The following is a 16,154-nucleotide window of genomic DNA, read 5'->3' as shown; positions in this document are numbered from 1 at the left end:
ATGACAGCGCATGGTTTCCAACCACATGATCACAAGGCCTGTGTCACAGACGCAATTGTTGTGGCCGAAGCCCAATGCGCTGCTCAGAACCTGCAATTCACGCCGGTGCGCCGCCGTGTCCTAGAGATATTGCTGGGCGAACATCGCGCCATGGGGGCCTATGATATCCTGCCCATTCTGGCGGTCGAAGGATTGGGGAAACAGCCGCCGGTGGTCTATCGCGCGCTTGATTTTCTGGTCAGCAATGGCTTTGTGCACAAGGTTGAAAAACTAAACGCCTATATCGCCTGCGCCCACCCCGGCGCAGACCATGCCCCGGCCTTTATGATCTGCCGCTCCTGTTCCAAAGTGGTCGAAACCCAAAGCCAACCGGCCACGGGTCTCAGGCAGGCCGCCGGTGATCTTGGATTTGCCATAGAGGCCACCGTGATCGAAGCCGAAGGGCTTTGCCCAAATTGTCAGGCCGCCGAATAATGAGTTTGGTTTCAACGCAGAATCTCACCGTGCAAATGGGTGGTCACGTCGCCATTCGCAACGTCGATTTTTCCATCAACCAAGGTGAAATTGTCACTATTGTTGGTCCCAACGGCTCTGGCAAATCAACCTTGCTGCGTGCCCTTATTGGGGCGTTGAAACCCGCCAGCGGGTCAGTGACGCAAAAGCCGAAACTGCGCATTGGCTATGTGCCACAAAAGCTGCACATTGATCCAACCCTGCCGATCACCGTCAATCGTTTCCTCAGCCTGCCAAAACGGCGCAACAAAGCGGCCATCGATCAGGCGCTGAAACGGGTTGGCGCGGATGATTTGCAGACCAGACAAATGTTTGCCCTGTCGGGTGGCCAATTCCAACGGGTGCTGCTGGCCCGCGCGTTGCTGGAAGATCCCGAATTGCTGATCCTGGACGAGCCGACAACCGGCCTTGACCAACCCGGCTCTGCCGCGCTCTATCGATTGATCGAAGACATCCGCCGCGATCTTGGGGCGGCGGTTTTGATGGTCAGCCACGAACTCCACGTCGTCATGAGCGCCTCTGATCGCGTGGTTTGCCTAAATGGTCATGTCTGTTGTCACGGCACGCCCGATATCGTGGCCTCAGCCCCTGAATATCGCGCACTTTTTGGCTCTGGAACACAGGGGGCCTTGGCTCTGTACCGCCACGATCATGACCACAGCCACGAAAAAGACACGCACGAGGGCTGCACCCATGCTTGATGATTTCCTCATCCGCGCGACCCTTGCAGGGATCGGCGTGGCCCTAGCTGCGGCCCCCCTTGGCTGCTTTGTAGTTTGGCGGCGCATGGCCTATTTTGGGGACGCCACAAGCCATGCGGCCATCCTTGGAATTGCGCTAAGTTTGGCTCTGAATACTTCGGTTTTTACGGGTGCATTGGCGGTTGCGCTGATCATGGCGCTTACAGTCACGTCGCTCTCTGGGCGCGGCTATGCAATGGACACTTTGCTCGGCGTCATGGCGCATTCGGCCTTGGCTATTGGCCTTGTGGCCGTCAGTTTTTTGCAAGGCGTGCGCCTGGATCTGATGGCCTATTTGTTTGGCGATATTCTGGCTGTCAGTAAATCTGACCTTGCGGTGATCTGGATCGGGGCCGTCGCGGTTATGGCTTTGATGGTCTATCGCTGGTCGGCCTTGCTCACAGCCACGCTCAATCACGGTTTGGCCTATGCCAGCGGCATCGATCCGCGCCGCGAACAGCTGATCTTGACGATCTGTCTTGCGGTGGTGGTGGCTGTGGCCATCAAAGTTGTCGGCGTTTTGCTGATTGTCGCAATGCTGATTATCCCGGCCGCCGCCGCGCGCCCCTTGGCCCAGACGCCCGAATCCATGGCGGTGGCCGCCGCTGCTTTGGGGGGCATATCGGCTGTATTAGGATTGCGTCTCAGCTTCCTTTACGACACGCCCGCCGGGCCAAGCATCGTTTGTGTGGCAGCAGGCTTGTTTGCCATGGCGATGATTTTGGGCCGGTTCAGAGCCGCATAGCGCCTATGTGGCAAGCCATTTCTCTAGCGCCCCGGATGAAGGCGCAACATATTCCGCCATGCCATCGCAGAAATCTTCCAGCGCCGCACGGTTCAGACTGTTGACGCCACAAACAACCGGCACTCCAAGCGCCAGGGCCTGACCAATTGTGTCTCGAAACCCGCGGCCACCGGCCTCGTGCTTGCCAAATTTGTTCAAGACCAACAGATCCAGATCAGCGTTCAGCCGCGCGCCAACTTCGGCCACCGATTGCTCCAGCGCTTCTGGGTCCAACCGGCAGCCACGGGCCTCTTTGCCCAGGTTCTGTGAAATGCGATAGGTCGGCCCGTCCGGCAAAACCTGCACATCCATGTCGCACAATGGGCAATCGTCGCGATCCGTATTCACCTGAACCACACCGCCAACCCGCAAGCCACGTTTGATTTGTGCTTGGGCAAAATGGTACAACACGGCGTCTAAATCGCCTTTGCCCTCGGTCATCGTATAGGCCAGTTTCATCTGCGGGTCCTTTTGCTGAGGCCCCAGATATAGGCGCCCCAGCGAAAAATGCTACTCGACAATTGGTTTTGCAATCGCGTCCAGATAACGCACGGCCAAATCCTGCATTGCTTGCCGATAAGGCGCAGGCCCATAGCTGATGCGCGCAACCCCCAGATCGGCCAAAGCGTCGATCCCGGCGCTCTCGGGCCCCCTCATCACATTCACCGGTAAATCAAAGGCATCCACAACCTGTTTGATCAAGGCCAGGTCCACCAATCCGGGCACAAACAACCCGCTTGCCCCCGCTGCTGCATAGGCTTCTAGACGCTCAAGGGCTTGTGGCATCAATCCGGCATGCCAATCGCGGTTGGGTTCGCGCAAAAAGACATCGGTGCGGGCGTTGATAAACAACGGCACGTTAAACTCGGTAGCAGCTGCGCGTGCGCCCGCGACCCGGCGGGCTTGGTCCGGGGTTTTATGTAAGCCTTTGCCGCCAATCACTTGATCCTCTAGGTTGATGCCAACCACCCCCAGTTTCAAGGCGCGCGTCACATTGGTGCCAACCCCAGTCGGACCGGTGGCATAGGCCCCTTCAAAATCCAATGTTACGGGCACATCAACCGTCTTGCAGATGCGGCGAATGCCCATCAATGCCATCTCTAACGGCAGTTGTTCGCCATCCTCATGGCCCTGGCTTGCTGCCACAGACCAACTGCCTGTGGCCACAGCTTTGGCTCCAGCTTCGACCACCACACGGGCTGAGCCTGCATCCCAAATATTATATAACACCAAAGGGTCACCCTTTTGGTGCATTGCAGCAAACTCTGCTGCCAATTCTGCCTGCGTCATGCCGCTGTTTTATCCTTATAGGCCTGCTCTAGTTCGATTAGCCGCTGTTTGCGCCAAAGACCGCCACCGTATCCGGTCAACGACCCATCTGCGCCAATCACGCGATGGCAGGGCACGATCAGGGCAATTTGATTGGCCCCATTCGCCCGCGCCACCGCCCGCACCGAAGCGGGGCGACCAATGGCTCTAGCCATATCCGAATAAGACCGCGTTTCACCAGCAGGAATCTGGCAGAGCGCTTGCCACAAATCCTTGGTAAATTCTGTTCCATGATAGGCCAGCGGCATGTCAAATGTGGCTCTATCTCCGTCAAAAAACGCTTTTAGTTGGGCTTTTACATGGTTGGTAATTTCAAAGCGCCCAAAGCCCAAGGAGCCTTTGGCAAAGCCCTGTAATTTTTTCAACGACGCCGGCAACGCCTTGCGATCCATAAATTCCAAAAGGTGCAGCGCGTGCTTATCACACACAGCAACCATAGAGCCGAGTGGGGTGTCTATCACCTCGGCACGCAACAGGGCGTCAGCGGCAAAACTGCCCGGACTTTGGCCCAGTAATTTGCCAAATGCCGCACGAAACGCGCTTGGGCTTTCAAAGCCCGCATCCAGTTGTGCTGCGATCACCGGGCCGCCTTTGGCGAGTGTGGTAAACCCCTCTCGCAAACGCCGTTGCCGCGCCATTTCTAGAAAGGTCATGCCGAAATGTCGTTTGAATGCACGCCGCACGGTAGAGGCGTCCAATCCCATGCGGGCCATATCAGCCTCACGCCAACGATAAGAGGGCCGGGCCTCGAGCGCCGCTAGCAATTGTTGGATGATTGGTTCAGCCTTGGCCATGGGTGCCAAGGGGTGACAGCGTTTGCAGGCGCGAAATCCGGCCTCGATGCAAGAGCCAACCGAGTCAAAGAATTGGCAGTTTTCTGGTTTAGGGTTCCGGGCAGGGCAGGACAGCCGGCAGAAAATTCCGGTGGAAGAGACCCCAACCCATACGCGGCCGTCATAGGCGTCATCGCGGTTGCAAAGGGCAGCGTACAGCGTGCTGTGATTTGGCAAATAGGACATCATGCACACAGCTTAGACCGAGACGGATGTAACCGCCGCCTAAAATCGGGCGTCGATGTGATTTGCTTGGGTGGATTTTGAGTATTTTTGGAAAGATGAAGCAGGAGCGTTAGAGCATGTCCCAAAGAAGTTTGGCTGCGAGCGCGAAAGAGGTCAGTACAAGTAAGGGTTTGATCAGTTTTGAGCCGATTTTTTGCGCTAAAGATGCGCCCAGGCGGGCACCAAAGATTTGCGCGACGCCCATGGCCAAACCGGTCAACCACCATGGGGTTGCGACAAAGGCGAAGGTCAACAAGGCACCAGCGTTGGAGGCAAAATTAAGCAATTTGGTATGGGCGGTGGCCTTTAGGATGCCGTAACCGCCAAGTGATACAAATGCGAGCATAAAGAAACTGCCGGTGCCCGGCCCCAGCAGCCCGTCATATCCGGCAATCAGCGGCACCATCGTTAGCATGAACAGCGCTGGGGCCATGCGGCGCGTTTTGTCCCGGTCGTCGAGCCCTTTTTTGGTGGCGAAAAAAACGGCAATGCCCACCATGAGAATGGGTAGGAAGATCTTGATCACCTGTGTTGGCATGACCGAAACCAGCAGCGCACCGCCGATTGAGGCAATAAAAGCAATTGTTGCCGGGACAATCTGCGTGCGCAAATCAACGTGACCGCCCTTGGCATAGGACAAGGCCGCCGTTGCCGCGCCAAACACCCCTTGTACTTTATTGGTGGCCAATGCGGTGACCGGATTGGCCCCGGTCAACATCAGCACCGGCACCGTGATCAAACCACCGCCCCCCGCTATCGCATCAACAAAGCCCGCCGCAAAACCCGCGGCCAGCAGCATCAGGAGGATGTCAAAGGAGACTTCAAACATCAATTAGGAAGCAAATTCGTTTTGCGCGTAGCCCTGGATGTACAAAAGCGCCGTCAGGTCGCCGTGGTTGATGCGAATGTCACATTGGGCGGCCACCGAAGGTTTGGCGTGCAGGGCCACTCCGGCCCCCGCCAATCCCAACATGCCCAGATCATTGGCCCCGTCACCCACCGCCATCACGTCGTCTTGGGCCAGGCCCAAACGTTGGGTGATGTCTTTTAAGGCCTGCACTTTGGCTTCGCGGCCCAGGATTGGACGCCCGACGTTGCCTGTTAACTTGCCATCGGCCACCAACAGCGTATTGGCGCGGTTCTCGTCAAAGCCAAGGGTTTTTGCCACATGGCCGGTAAAGGCGGTAAAGCCGCCTGACACCAGTGCCGCATAGGCCCCATTGCGTTTCATCGTTGCCAACAGTGTTTTGCCACCCGGCATCAATGTAATGCGGGTTTTTATCACTTCAGCGATCACGCTTTCATCCAGATCTTTCAGCAGGCCCACCCGTTCCGTCAGCGCCCCGTCAAAATCCAACTCGCCGTTCATCGCCCGCGCGGTGATGTCTTTGACGCGCGCGCCCACGCCAGCCACATCTGCCAGCTCGTCGATGCATTCTTGCTGGATCATCGTGCTGTCCATATCGGCCAATAGCATCTGTTTCTTGCGGCCCTCGGCCGGCAAGATCACCATATCGACGCCAATTTTTTGCAGATCGGCCCAGATTTCCCATTGGTTGTCAGGCTTTTCTGCCAGCGAAAACTCTGCCGCTTCACCGGTGGCCAGCCATTGCGCAGCGCCGCCGCCCCAAGCGTTGCGCAGGTTTTCAACGAGCGAGGCCTCTAGATTGGGGTGAGCGGGGGCAGTCAATAGGGTCAATACATACATAGCGGGTTCTCTTGCTTGGCTTGCCCCCCTATCGCACGCCGCTGTGAAAAGTCCAAGTGATCCATTCTCGCACTTGCTGCGTATTCAATAAGAGCAACAGGAGAGCGATCATGCGATTTTTTCTAACCTTGATATTGGCGCTGGCCCCCTTGGGTCCGGCTTTGGCCAAATCGGTGTTTCCGACGGTCACATCCGAAGATTTAAACGGCGCGCCCAAAACCCTGCCAGCAGAGTTGCCAGGGGATCCGACAATTGTCTTTGTGGCCTACAAGCGACAACAGCAAGAGGCGGTGAACACCTGGATAAGCGCCCTGGATCTCGATCCCAGTCAAGGGACAGAGTTTGTTGAAATTCCAGTTGTTGGCGGTGCAACAAAGTTGATCCGCAATGTGGTCGACAATGGCATGCGGTCCGGCATTGTAGATACAGATATGCGTGCGCGCACGATCACGCTTTATGAAAACGCCAGCTTTGTGAATGATCCGCTGGGCTTTGTCGGGCGCAATCAAATTCGTGTTCTGATTGTGCGTCAAAACGGTGAAGTGCTTTGGTCAACATCGGGGCCTGCAACCGACATACAGGTGAATGCGCTGAAAGAGGCTTTCATAGCCGCGCAATAATCAGGTTTCCGATCATAAACTTAAGGCGTCGGTTTTTTGCCACAAACCGCCGCAAGTTGGCATTTTCCCTGTTGCCCGAGTCAGCCAAGCCCACTATGTCCGGCGGTGGGACACCCTTCCCCAACGAAGGGCATTTATCTGTAAGGATAGCATTAATGGCTACTCAGCAACCGGCAGCGCGCCCGGCAAATCCGCGTTTTTCCTCTGGCCCATGTGCCAAACCCCCTACATTCGAATTGTCCAAACTGGCAGACGCCCCATTGGGTCGCAGCCACCGCGCAGCTGTTGGCAAAGCCAAGCTGAAGGATGCCATCGAAGGCACCCGCGACGTTCTGGGCATCCCCGCAGATTATAAAATCGGCATCGTTCCTGCGTCTGACACCGGCGCAGTTGAAATGGCTTTGTGGTCGCTTTTGGGCGAACGCAAAGTTGAAATGCTGGCATGGGAAAGCTTTGGCGCAGGTTGGGTGACTGATGTTGTCAAACAGCTGAAAATTGATGCTGAAGCAAAGATCGCAGATTACGGTCAGATCGTCGATCTAGCCTCTGTTGATTTCAACAACGACGTTGTTTTCACATGGAACGGCACCACCTCTGGCGTGCGCGTTCCAAACGCCGACTGGATTGATGCCAACCGCACCGGCCTGACCATCTGTGACGCGACATCTGCTGCCTTCGCGATGGATCTGGACTGGGACAAGCTGGATGTGACCACATTCTCTTGGCAAAAAGTTCTGGGCGGCGAAGCGGCCCACGGTGTGATTGTTCTGTCCCCACGCGCTGTTGCGCGTCTGGAAAGCTATACACCAGCCTGGCCACTGCCAAAGATCTTCCGCATGACCAAAGGCGGCAAGCTGATCGAAGGCATCTTTACGGGTGCTACAATCAACACGCCGTCGATGCTGGCAGTCGAAGATTACCTGTTTGCGCTGGATTGGGCGCGTTCCGAAGGCGGTCTGAAAGGCCTGATCGCGCGCGCTGATGCAAACGCCCAAGCGGTGTTTGATTTCTGCGACGCCAATGACTGGATCGCAAACCTCGCGGAAGACGATGCAAATCGTTCCAACACCTCTGTGTGCCTGAAATTCACAGATGACCGTATCAAAGATGGGGCGGCTTTCGCCAAGGCCGTTGCAAAACGTCTGGAAGCGGAAAACATCGCGCTGGACATCGGTGCATACCGCGACGCGCCAGCGGGCCTTCGTATCTGGTGTGGCGGCACTGTTGAAACGGCTGACATCCAAGCCATGCTGCCATGGCTCGCATGGGCGTTTGACGCTGAAATCGCAGCCCAAGCTTAACGTGGTGGTGGGGTAGAACCCCACCCTACCAATTTCCACAATCGTAGGGTGGGGTTCTACCCCACCGCCCCGACCCCAAATCAAAGGACCAAAACCATGGCCCCTAAAGTACTCGTATCTGACAAACTGTCTGAAACCGCCGTTCAAATCTTCCGCGATCGTGGCATCGACGTTGATTTCATGCCCGACCTTGGCAAAGACAAAGAGAAACTGGCCGAAGTTATTGGCCAATACGACGGTCTTGCGATCCGCTCCGCCACCAAAGTCACGCCAACCATTCTGGAATCCGCGACAAACCTAAAGGTTGTTGGCCGCGCGGGTATCGGCACGGATAACGTCGACAAAGAAGCCTCTTCCAAAAAGGGCGTGATCGTCATGAACACGCCATTTGGCAACATGATCACAACCGCAGAACACGCGATTGCCATGATGTTTGCTGTGGCGCGTCAGATCCCCGAAGCCTCTGCATCCACCCATGCGGGCAAATGGGAAAAGTCCAAATTTATGGGCGTTGAGCTGACCAACAAAACCCTTGGCGTGATCGGCGCAGGCAACATCGGTGGCATCGTCTGCGACCGTGCCCGTGGCCTGAAAATGAAGGTCATCGCGTTTGACCCCTTCTTGTCCGAAGAAAAAGCCGACAAAATGGGTGTTGAGAAGGTGGAACTGGACGCGCTTCTGTCCCGCGCCGACTTCATTACATTGCACGTGCCTTTGACTGCTGGCACCAAAAACATTCTGTCCGCTGAAAACCTAGCGAAAACCAAAAAAGGCGTGCGCATCATCAACTGTGCCCGCGGTGGTCTGGTGGACGAGGCCGCGCTGGCAGAACTGCTGAAATCAGGCCACGTGGCCGGCGCAGCCTTTGACGTCTTTGCCGAAGAGCCCGCCAAAGAAAACGCCCTGTTCAACCTGCCAAACGTCGTCTGCACACCGCACCTGGGCGCAGCCACCACCGAAGCGCAAGAAAACGTTGCGCTGCAAGTGGCAGAGCAGATGTCCAACTATCTGCTGACTGGTGCCGTTGAAAACGCGCTGAACATGCCATCTGTGACCGCCGAAGAAGCCAAGATCATGGGCCCGTGGATCAAACTGGCCGATCACCTTGGCGCCTTTGCCGGTCAAATGACCGACGAGCCAATCACCGCCATCAACATCCTCTATGATGGTGTGGTCTCTGAAATGAACCTGGATGCGCTGAACTGTTCGGTGATCGCGGGCATCATGAAGAAAGCCAACCCAGACGTGAACATGGTCTCTGCACCGGTGATCGCCAAGGAACGCGGCATTCAGATCTCCACAACCAATCAGGACAAAGCCGGTTCCTTTGATGGCTACATCAAAGTGACCATCGTCACCGATAAAATGGAACGCTCTGTTGCAGGCACCGTCTTTTCTGACGGCAAGCCACGCTTTATCCAGATCAAAGGCATCAACATTGACGCCGAAGTGGGCGCACACATGCTGTACACCACCAACGAAGATACCCCTGGTATCATCGGGACATTGGGTCAAACCATGGGCGAAAACGGCGTCAACATCGCCAACTTTACCCTCGGCCGGTCCGAAGTGGGTGGTGGCGCGATTGCGCTGCTCTATGTCGACGCCGAAGTGCCCGCCAATGTCATCAGCAAGCTTTGTGACACCGGCATGTTCAAACAGGTCAAAACCCTGCGCTTTGACGTTTAAGCAAATATCCAGCATGACTATCAAAGCGTCGCCTCACCGGGCGGCGCTTTTTTTAGTTGAGGCTATTATGACAAATCCCATCTATGCCATTGGCGACATCCACGGTCATCTTGACCAGCTTGAAACCGCGCTGGGCCGCATCCATTCAGACGGTGGTCCTGATGCCGAAATCGTCTTTCTGGGTGATTATATCGACCGGGGCCCATCCTCTGCCCAAGTTCTAGACCTGCTCATTCAGGCCCAAGCCAAGAACCGCCCCTGGACCATGCTCAAAGGCAACCACGATGCCTATTTGCCGCTGTTTCTGAACGACGGCAACGCCTTTGGCAGCCGTGGTCGTCCCGGCACCCCGTGGTTTGACCCGATCCTTGGCGGCGACACCACCATGGCCAGCTATGGCCTCAGGGTTCAAAACCGCGCGCCGCAGGACATTCTGGCAGAGGCCCGCGCCGCCGTGCCCCAAGCCCATATTGATTTTATCGAAAACCTGCCGGTGTTTCACCAGACAGATCACCTTGCCTTTGCCCACGCAGGCATCCGCCCCGGCATCCCCTTTGAGGCGCAAACAGAGATCGACCTGACCTGGATTCGCAAAGAGTTCCTGGAGGATCCGCGCGATCACGGCAAACTTATCATCCACGGCCACACCGCCCGGCCCTATCCCGAACACCACGGCAATCGGGTTAATCTGGACGGCGGCACAGGCTGGGGCCGCGAACTTTTTCCGGCAGCCTTCGAAGGCAGCGATGTCTGGCTGCTGACAGCAACGGGCCGCGAAAAACTAGTGCCTAATCCCGCCTGATAATCCCGGTGATGGCAGCCGCGCCAACCGCCGTAACGATCCAGCCTGTGATCGTTAAAACCCAGCGCAACCACCACGCGTGCCAGCCCCAAGGGCCACGATTGGTCGAGGGTGCCCAAGCGCGTTCTTGCCCCAAATCGATAATTGGGATGACAATGTCAGCTGCATAGGCGTAGCGATTGAAGGTTTCGTAATCCATTCCTGCACCAGCTCCCGCAGGCTTCTCCGCAGAGAGCTCTGCGCTCCATACCTCAGCAGGGTTTGGGTATGTTTCTTTATCTTGTACCAAGGCTTGCCAACTTTCAGATGACAAAATGACATCGGAATTTGGCGCAAAGTCGCCGGCCCTGTAGGCTTTATCAAATACAAATGTTGCAATTAGAAATAGCAAAAAAAGGACACCAATAGTCCGAGCCGGACGGTATCCGTAGCCGACAGTCCAATCAAAAACACGATCTAAGACCAAGCTGCCTAACCAACGCGCTGGTATTCTTGGGCGTTGGCCAAACGGAGGATCCAGCAACCTCGAACGGTGTGCCGTTGATGCAAGCCTTTCTTTCTCGATAAGCACCCGCCGCCGATCCGCGTCATGCCCCATCTCGCCATAGACCTTGGCAAGCTGTTGATAGGGCTGGGGGCGGAACGTGTTTATTAAGTCTAGATCTTTTTTCAGCCAGGAAAGCCGTTCATCTACGCTGGTTGGGTTAGTTAAGTGATCGTATCGAAACCTATCGACGGATAACGACTGAACCAAACGCCAGCTTTCCGAGTTGTCAGTCAAAGTTTCGATTGCGGTTCCAGTTAGGTCGACAGCACCTTCTACAGAGCGGACATTGCGCCAGATCATTGACTTTGCTGACATAAAAGAAATTAGTAATGCAATTCCCTGATCCTTTCGGAAGGCGGCCTCTTCTACAAAAAAAATACCCTTGATGTGGCTTCCGTGAAAATTTACGGTTCCAATGGCCTTAAAACTTGAAGTCAGCATAACGCTTGATTGAACTTCAGTTGATTCAGCGGTAAGCGCTTGGCCGTGCGGGTTGCAGAATTGAGAACCGCTTAGGTCGAGTTGCCCTCCTATTTTTGCCCCGCTCAGATTAATACCCCCAAATGTCGCCGCGCCCATAAAATTTGCGCTTTGCCTGATAGTAGTTTCTCCAGCGGATAACGCGACACAACCCTTAAGGCCAAATAACGGGTTCTCAAAGTGAGATTGTGAGCACTCAAGCGCTCCGCCTATATATGAATTTTGTAGTGCAATTGAACCCAGTGACTTAAAGCCCTGATCAAGGAATAAGTGCCCGCCAACGCTAGTATCAACTGCCCTTAAGGTGTCACCCTTACTGGATCGCAGAATGGCTCCTCTGAAAATGAGTTGTCCTGAAATTTTTGCGTTGGATAAATGTATAGTTTCATGAGAAGCAAAACGTTTGTTGAATAGTAAGTTGTCTTTGACCGTGAGCTTGTGGCCATTGAACCCATTTTTAAAAACACTACCTGTAAAAACCAAAAGAAGAAAACTGCAGAATGAGGCCTGAATTTCTTTTTCGAAAGTGCATCTCGTTAGATCCACTCGTTTTGCGATTTCGCAATATTCTAAATTGAGCGCTTCTAGAATATAAGCACCGCTTAGTCTAAAGGTGTGCTGCCCGCCAGTCACTGAAGGGGAGAGTAAAAGCAAAAAGCGCAGCAAATCCGCGCCGATGTTGCGCTCTTTGCTGGGGGTCATGGGAACATCTTCACCAAGAATGCAGGCCGTTCCCTCTTTGCAATGTTTGATCAGACTTAGCTCGGCATCGCTAATGTTGACTTCAGCAACTGCCTTTTCAACATCATCCCACGTCCGAATATTCCGCGCTGCCATCATTTCAAATCCCATCAATCAATATCAAACAGCCTAGCCTGCTGCGGGGCCGCGTGAAAGCTGCGCAACCAAAAAATGCAAAATTAAACCGGCGTTAACCAAACATCCTGTTTGTCGCCACAATTGGCCCCAGATTTTGCACCGGGTTCGCCCTCAGCGTGCAAGGGTGGGAGCGCAAACAAACAGGTGAATACATGCAGAAAGCACGTCACGAACAGGCCGCAGAAACCGCAACCGGTGCCTTTGCGAAATTTGTAGCTGCTCAGAAAGAGCACACACCAAGCACGGTCCGTTTGTTGAACGGATTTGGCGAGTCTACTTTGTTTAAGTCATTTAAATACTAAACAAAAACGGCGGGATAAGCTCCCGCCGTTTGTCATCAAGTCCAGTCCAGAACCACTTTGCCCGACTGGCCAGATTTCATTGCCGCAAAGCCATCTTTGAATGCGTCTACCGCAAATCGATGCGTAATAACCCGGCTGACATCCAGCCCATTCTGCAGCATCGCAATCATTTTATACCAGGTCTCAAACATCTCACGGCCATAGACGCCCTTGATGGTGATCGCCTTAAAGACGATGCGTGACCAATCCACCGGAGACTTGCCCGGGGGGATGCCCAGCAGAGCGATTTTGCCGCCCATCACCAGCGCTTCGATCATCTGATCCAAGGCCTGTTGATTGCCCGACATTTCCAGCCCAACGTCAAAGCCCTGGGTCAGGCCCAATTCAGCAATCACGTCGTTCAGATCTTCGCGTGTCACATTCACCGGACGCACCGTTGGCACCACATGTTGCGCCAGTTGCAGCCGGTCGTCATTTATGTCCGTGATCACCACATTGCGTGCTCCCGCATGGCGCGCGACCGCCGCGGCCATGATGCCAATCGGCCCCGCGCCAGTGATCAAAACATCTTCGCCCAACAGATCAAAACTCAGCGCGGTGTGCACCGCATTGCCCAGCGGGTCCAAAATCGCACCGATTTCATCAGGGATGTCATCCGGCAGAGGCACCACATTAAACGCAGGCAATCGCAGATATTGCGCAAACGCCCCCTGCACGTTGACCCCAACGCCCATCGTGCCCGGATCAAGGTGAAACTTGCCCGCCCGCGATTGCCGGCTGTCATGCTCAATCAAATGCCCCTCACCAGAGCAGCGTTGACCCAGCGACAGCCCGGTGACGTCCTTGCCCATCTCGACAATTTCGCCCGCAAATTCATGACCGGTGATCATCGGGGTTGGCACCGTATGGCTGGCCCAATCATCCCAATTCCAAATGTGAATGTCTGTGCCGCAAATCCCGGTTTTGTTGACCTTGATCAGCACCTCATCCGGGCCAATCTCCGGCACCGGGGCCTGCACCATCCACAGCCCTTCCTCGGGCTTAGATTTTTCCAGTGCTTTCATGGCGTTTGGTCTGTGGAAATTCCGGGTCATGAAATAATCCCCAAGTCTTTGCCAACTTTGCCAAAGGCAGCCAGCGCGCGGTCAAGTTCGTCGCGTGTCAGAGCAGCATTCATCTGGGTGCGAATGCGGGCTTGGCCACGGGGCACGACTGGGAAAAAGAACCCAGACACATAGACGCCCTCGTCAAACAACTTTGTCGCCATGTCTTGCGCCAGTTGGGCCTCTCCCAGCATCACCGGAATGATCGCGTGTTCTCCCTCTAGCAGCTCAAAGCCCAGCTTGGTCAGCCCGTCCCGCCAATAGCGCGCGTTTTTAAATAGTTTCGCGCGTTGATCTGCGCCTTCTTCGACCAGACGAATGGCTTCGATCCCCGCGGCCACGATCGCGGGCGGCAAAGAGTTGCTAAACAGATAAGGCCGCGCACGTTGGCGCAACAGGTCAATCACCGGCTGTGGTCCGGCTATATAGCCGCCGACGGCGCCGCCCAAAGCCTTTCCCAACGTGCCGGTCAGAATATCAACATCCACGCCAAAATGATCTGGCGTGCCCGCCCCATTTGGCCCCATAAAGCCGGTCGCGTGACAATCATCCACCATCACGAGGGCATCGTATTCTTTGGCAATACGGGTGATTTCGGGCAGGTTTGCCAGATAGCCATCCATCGAAAACACTCCATCTGTGGCGATCATGATGTGACGTGCACCTGCCGCGCGGGCCTCTTGTAATTTGGTTTCAAGATCGGCCATGTCATTGTTGGCATAGCGAAACCGCTTGGCCTTACACAGGCGAATGCCGTCAATGATCGAGGCATGGTTCAGACTGTCAGACACAATCGCATCCTCGGGCCCCAAAAGCGGCTCAAACAATCCGCCATTGGCGTCAAAGCAGGCGGCAAACAAAATGCTGTCGTCTTTGTTCAGAAACTTGGCAAGCTGCTGTTCTAATTCGCGGTGTATATCTTGGGTGCCGCAGATGAACCGCACCGACGCCATGCCAAACCCCTTGGGTTCCATCGCGTCCTTTGCGGCTTTGATCAGATCCGGGTGATCTGCCAATCCCAGATAATTGTTGGCGCACAGGTTAATCACCTGCCGATCACCCACAGAAATTTCGCCCCCCTGAGGCGAAGTGATCATGCGTTCACGCTTCATCAGCCCTTCGGCTTCGATCTGCTGAAGTGTCGAATTGATATGCGCAATAAATTGATCAGACATGGGGGCGACTCCTTTTCACTGAACCTGGTTCTACCATAGTGGAATAATTTCCGAAATAGGGGAAATACGCAATGACGGAAAAAATCCGTGATTGCGGAAATTCTCATTAAGGCTCCAATATATCTCCCAAAACTGCTTCAAGGGCGTCAAATCCGCCACCGGTGCCCGCAAAATAGTGCAACATCACCATGCCCCAGTGCTAGGCTGGCGCGGAGTTACGCTTTGACCTGGTCCCGTCTCGTAAAGCGCGGAGGGACCGCGCGCGGGCCGGCTGTATTGGGCATCGCGAGGACCGAGGTGTTTGAAGTTGGGATCTTACGGATCAAAGTGCCGCGAATCGTACGTTTGGACGCTCGAAACGTACAAATTGTACAAATAACCAAAAATAAAGGCAGCGCGCGCTTAGTCGCTTTGAACCACTAGAAAGGCACGGGCCGTGCTGCCGATGGCTTCGATCTTATGCGCGACGTCGGCTTGATAGCGCGCTGTGTCGCCGGCCATCACTTCCTCTTGCGCAGCGCCTGAAATGACCCGAACACGGCCTTCGATCACTGTCAGATGCTCACGCGTGCCACGAGAATGCGGGCCGCTGTCCAGAATGCCGCCATGGGCAAATCGCAACTCGTATAGCTCATGTTTGCCGGCGTCTTCGGGTGGCGAGAGAATGCGAATATTGCAGCCACTGCCGCGATTTTCAATCGAAGGCGTGTCCGCCGAGCGCAAAACTTCAACCCGATCTGTCGTGTCTTCGTTCTCTAAAAGTCCAGCGAAATCAACCTGTAAGGCCCGTGTCAGGTTCCAAAGCGTGGCAATGGTCGGGCTGCTTTCGCCCCGTTCGATCTGACTGACCATAGAGCGCGATACCCCAGACAGTTTTGCCACCGCATCCAAAGACAGGCCCTGTGCTCGGCGCGCGTCTTTCAGCCGGGCGGGCAGCAAATTCAGAATTTCGTTGTCCGTTGTCATAGGCATGATTTGACGTCCCAAGGCCGCGCTGTCAATCCGCCCTTACGCCAGACTGGGTTTTATCCGGCGAAGATGGCAGGTCTGGTCGTGCGGGACACAATGAAAAGCGTAAACCGACGTGCCAAAGGCAGCGCCGTCAATGAACGGCAATTTGAATT

17 protein-coding genes are annotated in these 16,154 nt (G+C 55.1%); 8 read left to right on the top strand and 9 right to left on the bottom strand.

The window, feature by feature from the left end:
* Genes ABXG94_RS13095 through ABXG94_RS13085 form a run of 3 tightly spaced genes read left to right on the top strand, consistent with a single transcriptional unit; the run spans position 1 to position 1,998 of the window.
* Complete coding sequence (locus ABXG94_RS13095; protein ID WP_353534818.1) at positions 1 to 474, top strand: transcriptional repressor; 474 nt, start codon at positions 1 to 3, stop codon at positions 472 to 474.
* Positions 474 to 1,214, top strand: a complete 741-nt coding sequence (locus ABXG94_RS13090; RefSeq protein ID WP_353534815.1) for a metal ABC transporter ATP-binding protein — start codon at positions 474 to 476, stop codon at positions 1,212 to 1,214. Before ABXG94_RS13095 ends, ABXG94_RS13090 begins: the two co-directional genes overlap by 1 nt.
* Positions 1,207 to 1,998: an iron chelate uptake ABC transporter family permease subunit gene (locus ABXG94_RS13085; protein WP_353534812.1), complete on the top strand. Its 792-nt coding sequence runs from the start codon at positions 1,207 to 1,209 to the stop codon at positions 1,996 to 1,998. Before ABXG94_RS13090 ends, ABXG94_RS13085 begins: the two co-directional genes overlap by 8 nt.
* 3 nt (positions 1,999 to 2,001) lie before the next feature.
* On the opposite strand, the gene ABXG94_RS13080 is transcribed toward ABXG94_RS13085, so the two are convergent.
* The 5 genes from ABXG94_RS13080 to serB all read right to left on the bottom strand — a co-directional run bounded on the left by ABXG94_RS13080 (position 2,002) and on the right by serB (position 6,132).
* Positions 2,002 to 2,496, bottom strand: a complete 495-nt coding sequence (locus ABXG94_RS13080; RefSeq protein ID WP_353534811.1) for a DUF2478 domain-containing protein — start codon at positions 2,494 to 2,496, stop codon at positions 2,002 to 2,004.
* A gap of 51 nt (positions 2,497 to 2,547) precedes the next feature.
* Positions 2,548 to 3,327, bottom strand: coding sequence for an isocitrate lyase/PEP mutase family protein (locus ABXG94_RS13075; RefSeq protein WP_353534810.1), 780 nt, complete (start codon positions 3,325 to 3,327; stop codon positions 2,548 to 2,550).
* A complete protein-coding gene (locus tag ABXG94_RS13070) occupies positions 3,324 to 4,388 on the bottom strand; it encodes a bifunctional transcriptional activator/DNA repair enzyme AdaA (RefSeq protein ID WP_353534809.1) in 1,065 nt (354 codons plus the stop codon). Before ABXG94_RS13070 ends, ABXG94_RS13075 begins: the two co-directional genes overlap by 4 nt.
* Positions 4,389 to 4,494: 106 nt before the next feature.
* Positions 4,495 to 5,253, bottom strand: coding sequence for a TSUP family transporter (locus ABXG94_RS13065; protein ID WP_353534808.1), 759 nt, complete (start codon positions 5,251 to 5,253; stop codon positions 4,495 to 4,497).
* Between the two features lie 3 nt (positions 5,254 to 5,256).
* The gene (gene serB / locus ABXG94_RS13060; RefSeq protein ID WP_353534806.1) at positions 5,257 to 6,132 is read right to left on the bottom strand and encodes a phosphoserine phosphatase SerB; all 876 of its coding nucleotides are present in this window, start codon (positions 6,130 to 6,132) and stop codon (positions 5,257 to 5,259) included.
* Between the two features lie 110 nt (positions 6,133 to 6,242).
* Here serB and ABXG94_RS13055 point away from each other — a divergent pair, with 110 nt between their 5' ends.
* From ABXG94_RS13055 to ABXG94_RS13040, 4 genes are all read left to right on the top strand, one after another.
* Positions 6,243 to 6,752: a hypothetical protein gene (locus ABXG94_RS13055; protein ID WP_353534804.1), complete on the top strand. Its 510-nt coding sequence runs from the start codon at positions 6,243 to 6,245 to the stop codon at positions 6,750 to 6,752.
* 155 nt (positions 6,753 to 6,907) lie between these two features.
* Positions 6,908 to 8,053, top strand: coding sequence for a phosphoserine transaminase (locus tag ABXG94_RS13050; RefSeq protein WP_353534801.1), 1,146 nt, complete (start codon positions 6,908 to 6,910; stop codon positions 8,051 to 8,053).
* 96 nt (positions 8,054 to 8,149) lie between these two features.
* Positions 8,150 to 9,742 (top strand): phosphoglycerate dehydrogenase, encoded by a 1,593-nt coding sequence (serA, locus tag ABXG94_RS13045; protein ID WP_353534798.1) that lies wholly within the window; start codon positions 8,150 to 8,152, stop codon positions 9,740 to 9,742.
* A 67-nt stretch (positions 9,743 to 9,809) separates the two neighbouring features.
* Positions 9,810 to 10,544 carry a metallophosphoesterase family protein gene (locus ABXG94_RS13040; RefSeq protein ID WP_353534795.1) on the top strand — a complete coding sequence of 245 codons (735 nt, stop codon included), beginning with the start codon at positions 9,810 to 9,812 and terminating at the stop codon, positions 10,542 to 10,544.
* Here ABXG94_RS13040 and ABXG94_RS13035 read toward each other — a convergent pair.
* Positions 10,531 to 12,423: a hypothetical protein gene (locus tag ABXG94_RS13035; RefSeq protein WP_353534793.1), complete on the bottom strand. Its 1,893-nt coding sequence runs from the start codon at positions 12,421 to 12,423 to the stop codon at positions 10,531 to 10,533. The genes ABXG94_RS13040 and ABXG94_RS13035 overlap by 14 nt on opposite strands.
* Positions 12,424 to 12,602: 179 nt before the next feature.
* Here ABXG94_RS13035 and ABXG94_RS13030 point away from each other — a divergent pair, with 179 nt between their 5' ends.
* Entirely contained in the window at positions 12,603 to 12,752 is a 150-nt protein-coding gene (locus tag ABXG94_RS13030; RefSeq protein WP_353534791.1) for a hypothetical protein, read from the top strand.
* Between the two features lie 35 nt (positions 12,753 to 12,787).
* Here the strand turns inward: ABXG94_RS13030 and tdh are convergent, their stop codons facing one another.
* The 3 genes from tdh to ABXG94_RS13015 form a co-directional block, all read right to left on the bottom strand.
* Complete coding sequence (tdh, locus tag ABXG94_RS13025) at positions 12,788 to 13,816, bottom strand: L-threonine 3-dehydrogenase (RefSeq protein ID WP_353534935.1); 1,029 nt, start codon at positions 13,814 to 13,816, stop codon at positions 12,788 to 12,790.
* Positions 13,817 to 13,842: 26 nt separating this feature from the next.
* Entirely contained in the window at positions 13,843 to 15,030 is a 1,188-nt protein-coding gene (locus ABXG94_RS13020) for a glycine C-acetyltransferase (RefSeq protein ID WP_353534789.1), read from the bottom strand.
* Positions 15,031 to 15,432: 402 nt separating this feature from the next.
* Positions 15,433 to 15,996: a helix-turn-helix domain-containing protein gene (locus ABXG94_RS13015; RefSeq protein WP_502901707.1), complete on the bottom strand. Its 564-nt coding sequence runs from the start codon at positions 15,994 to 15,996 to the stop codon at positions 15,433 to 15,435.
* Positions 15,997 to 16,154: the final 158 nt, after the last annotated feature.

This window comes from Cognatishimia sp. WU-CL00825, from assembly GCF_040364665.1.
GTDB lineage: Bacteria > Pseudomonadota > Alphaproteobacteria > Rhodobacterales > Rhodobacteraceae > Cognatishimia.
The sequence above is the reverse complement of the archived record's forward strand: the minus strand, read 5'-3'. Positions and strand labels throughout refer to the sequence as shown.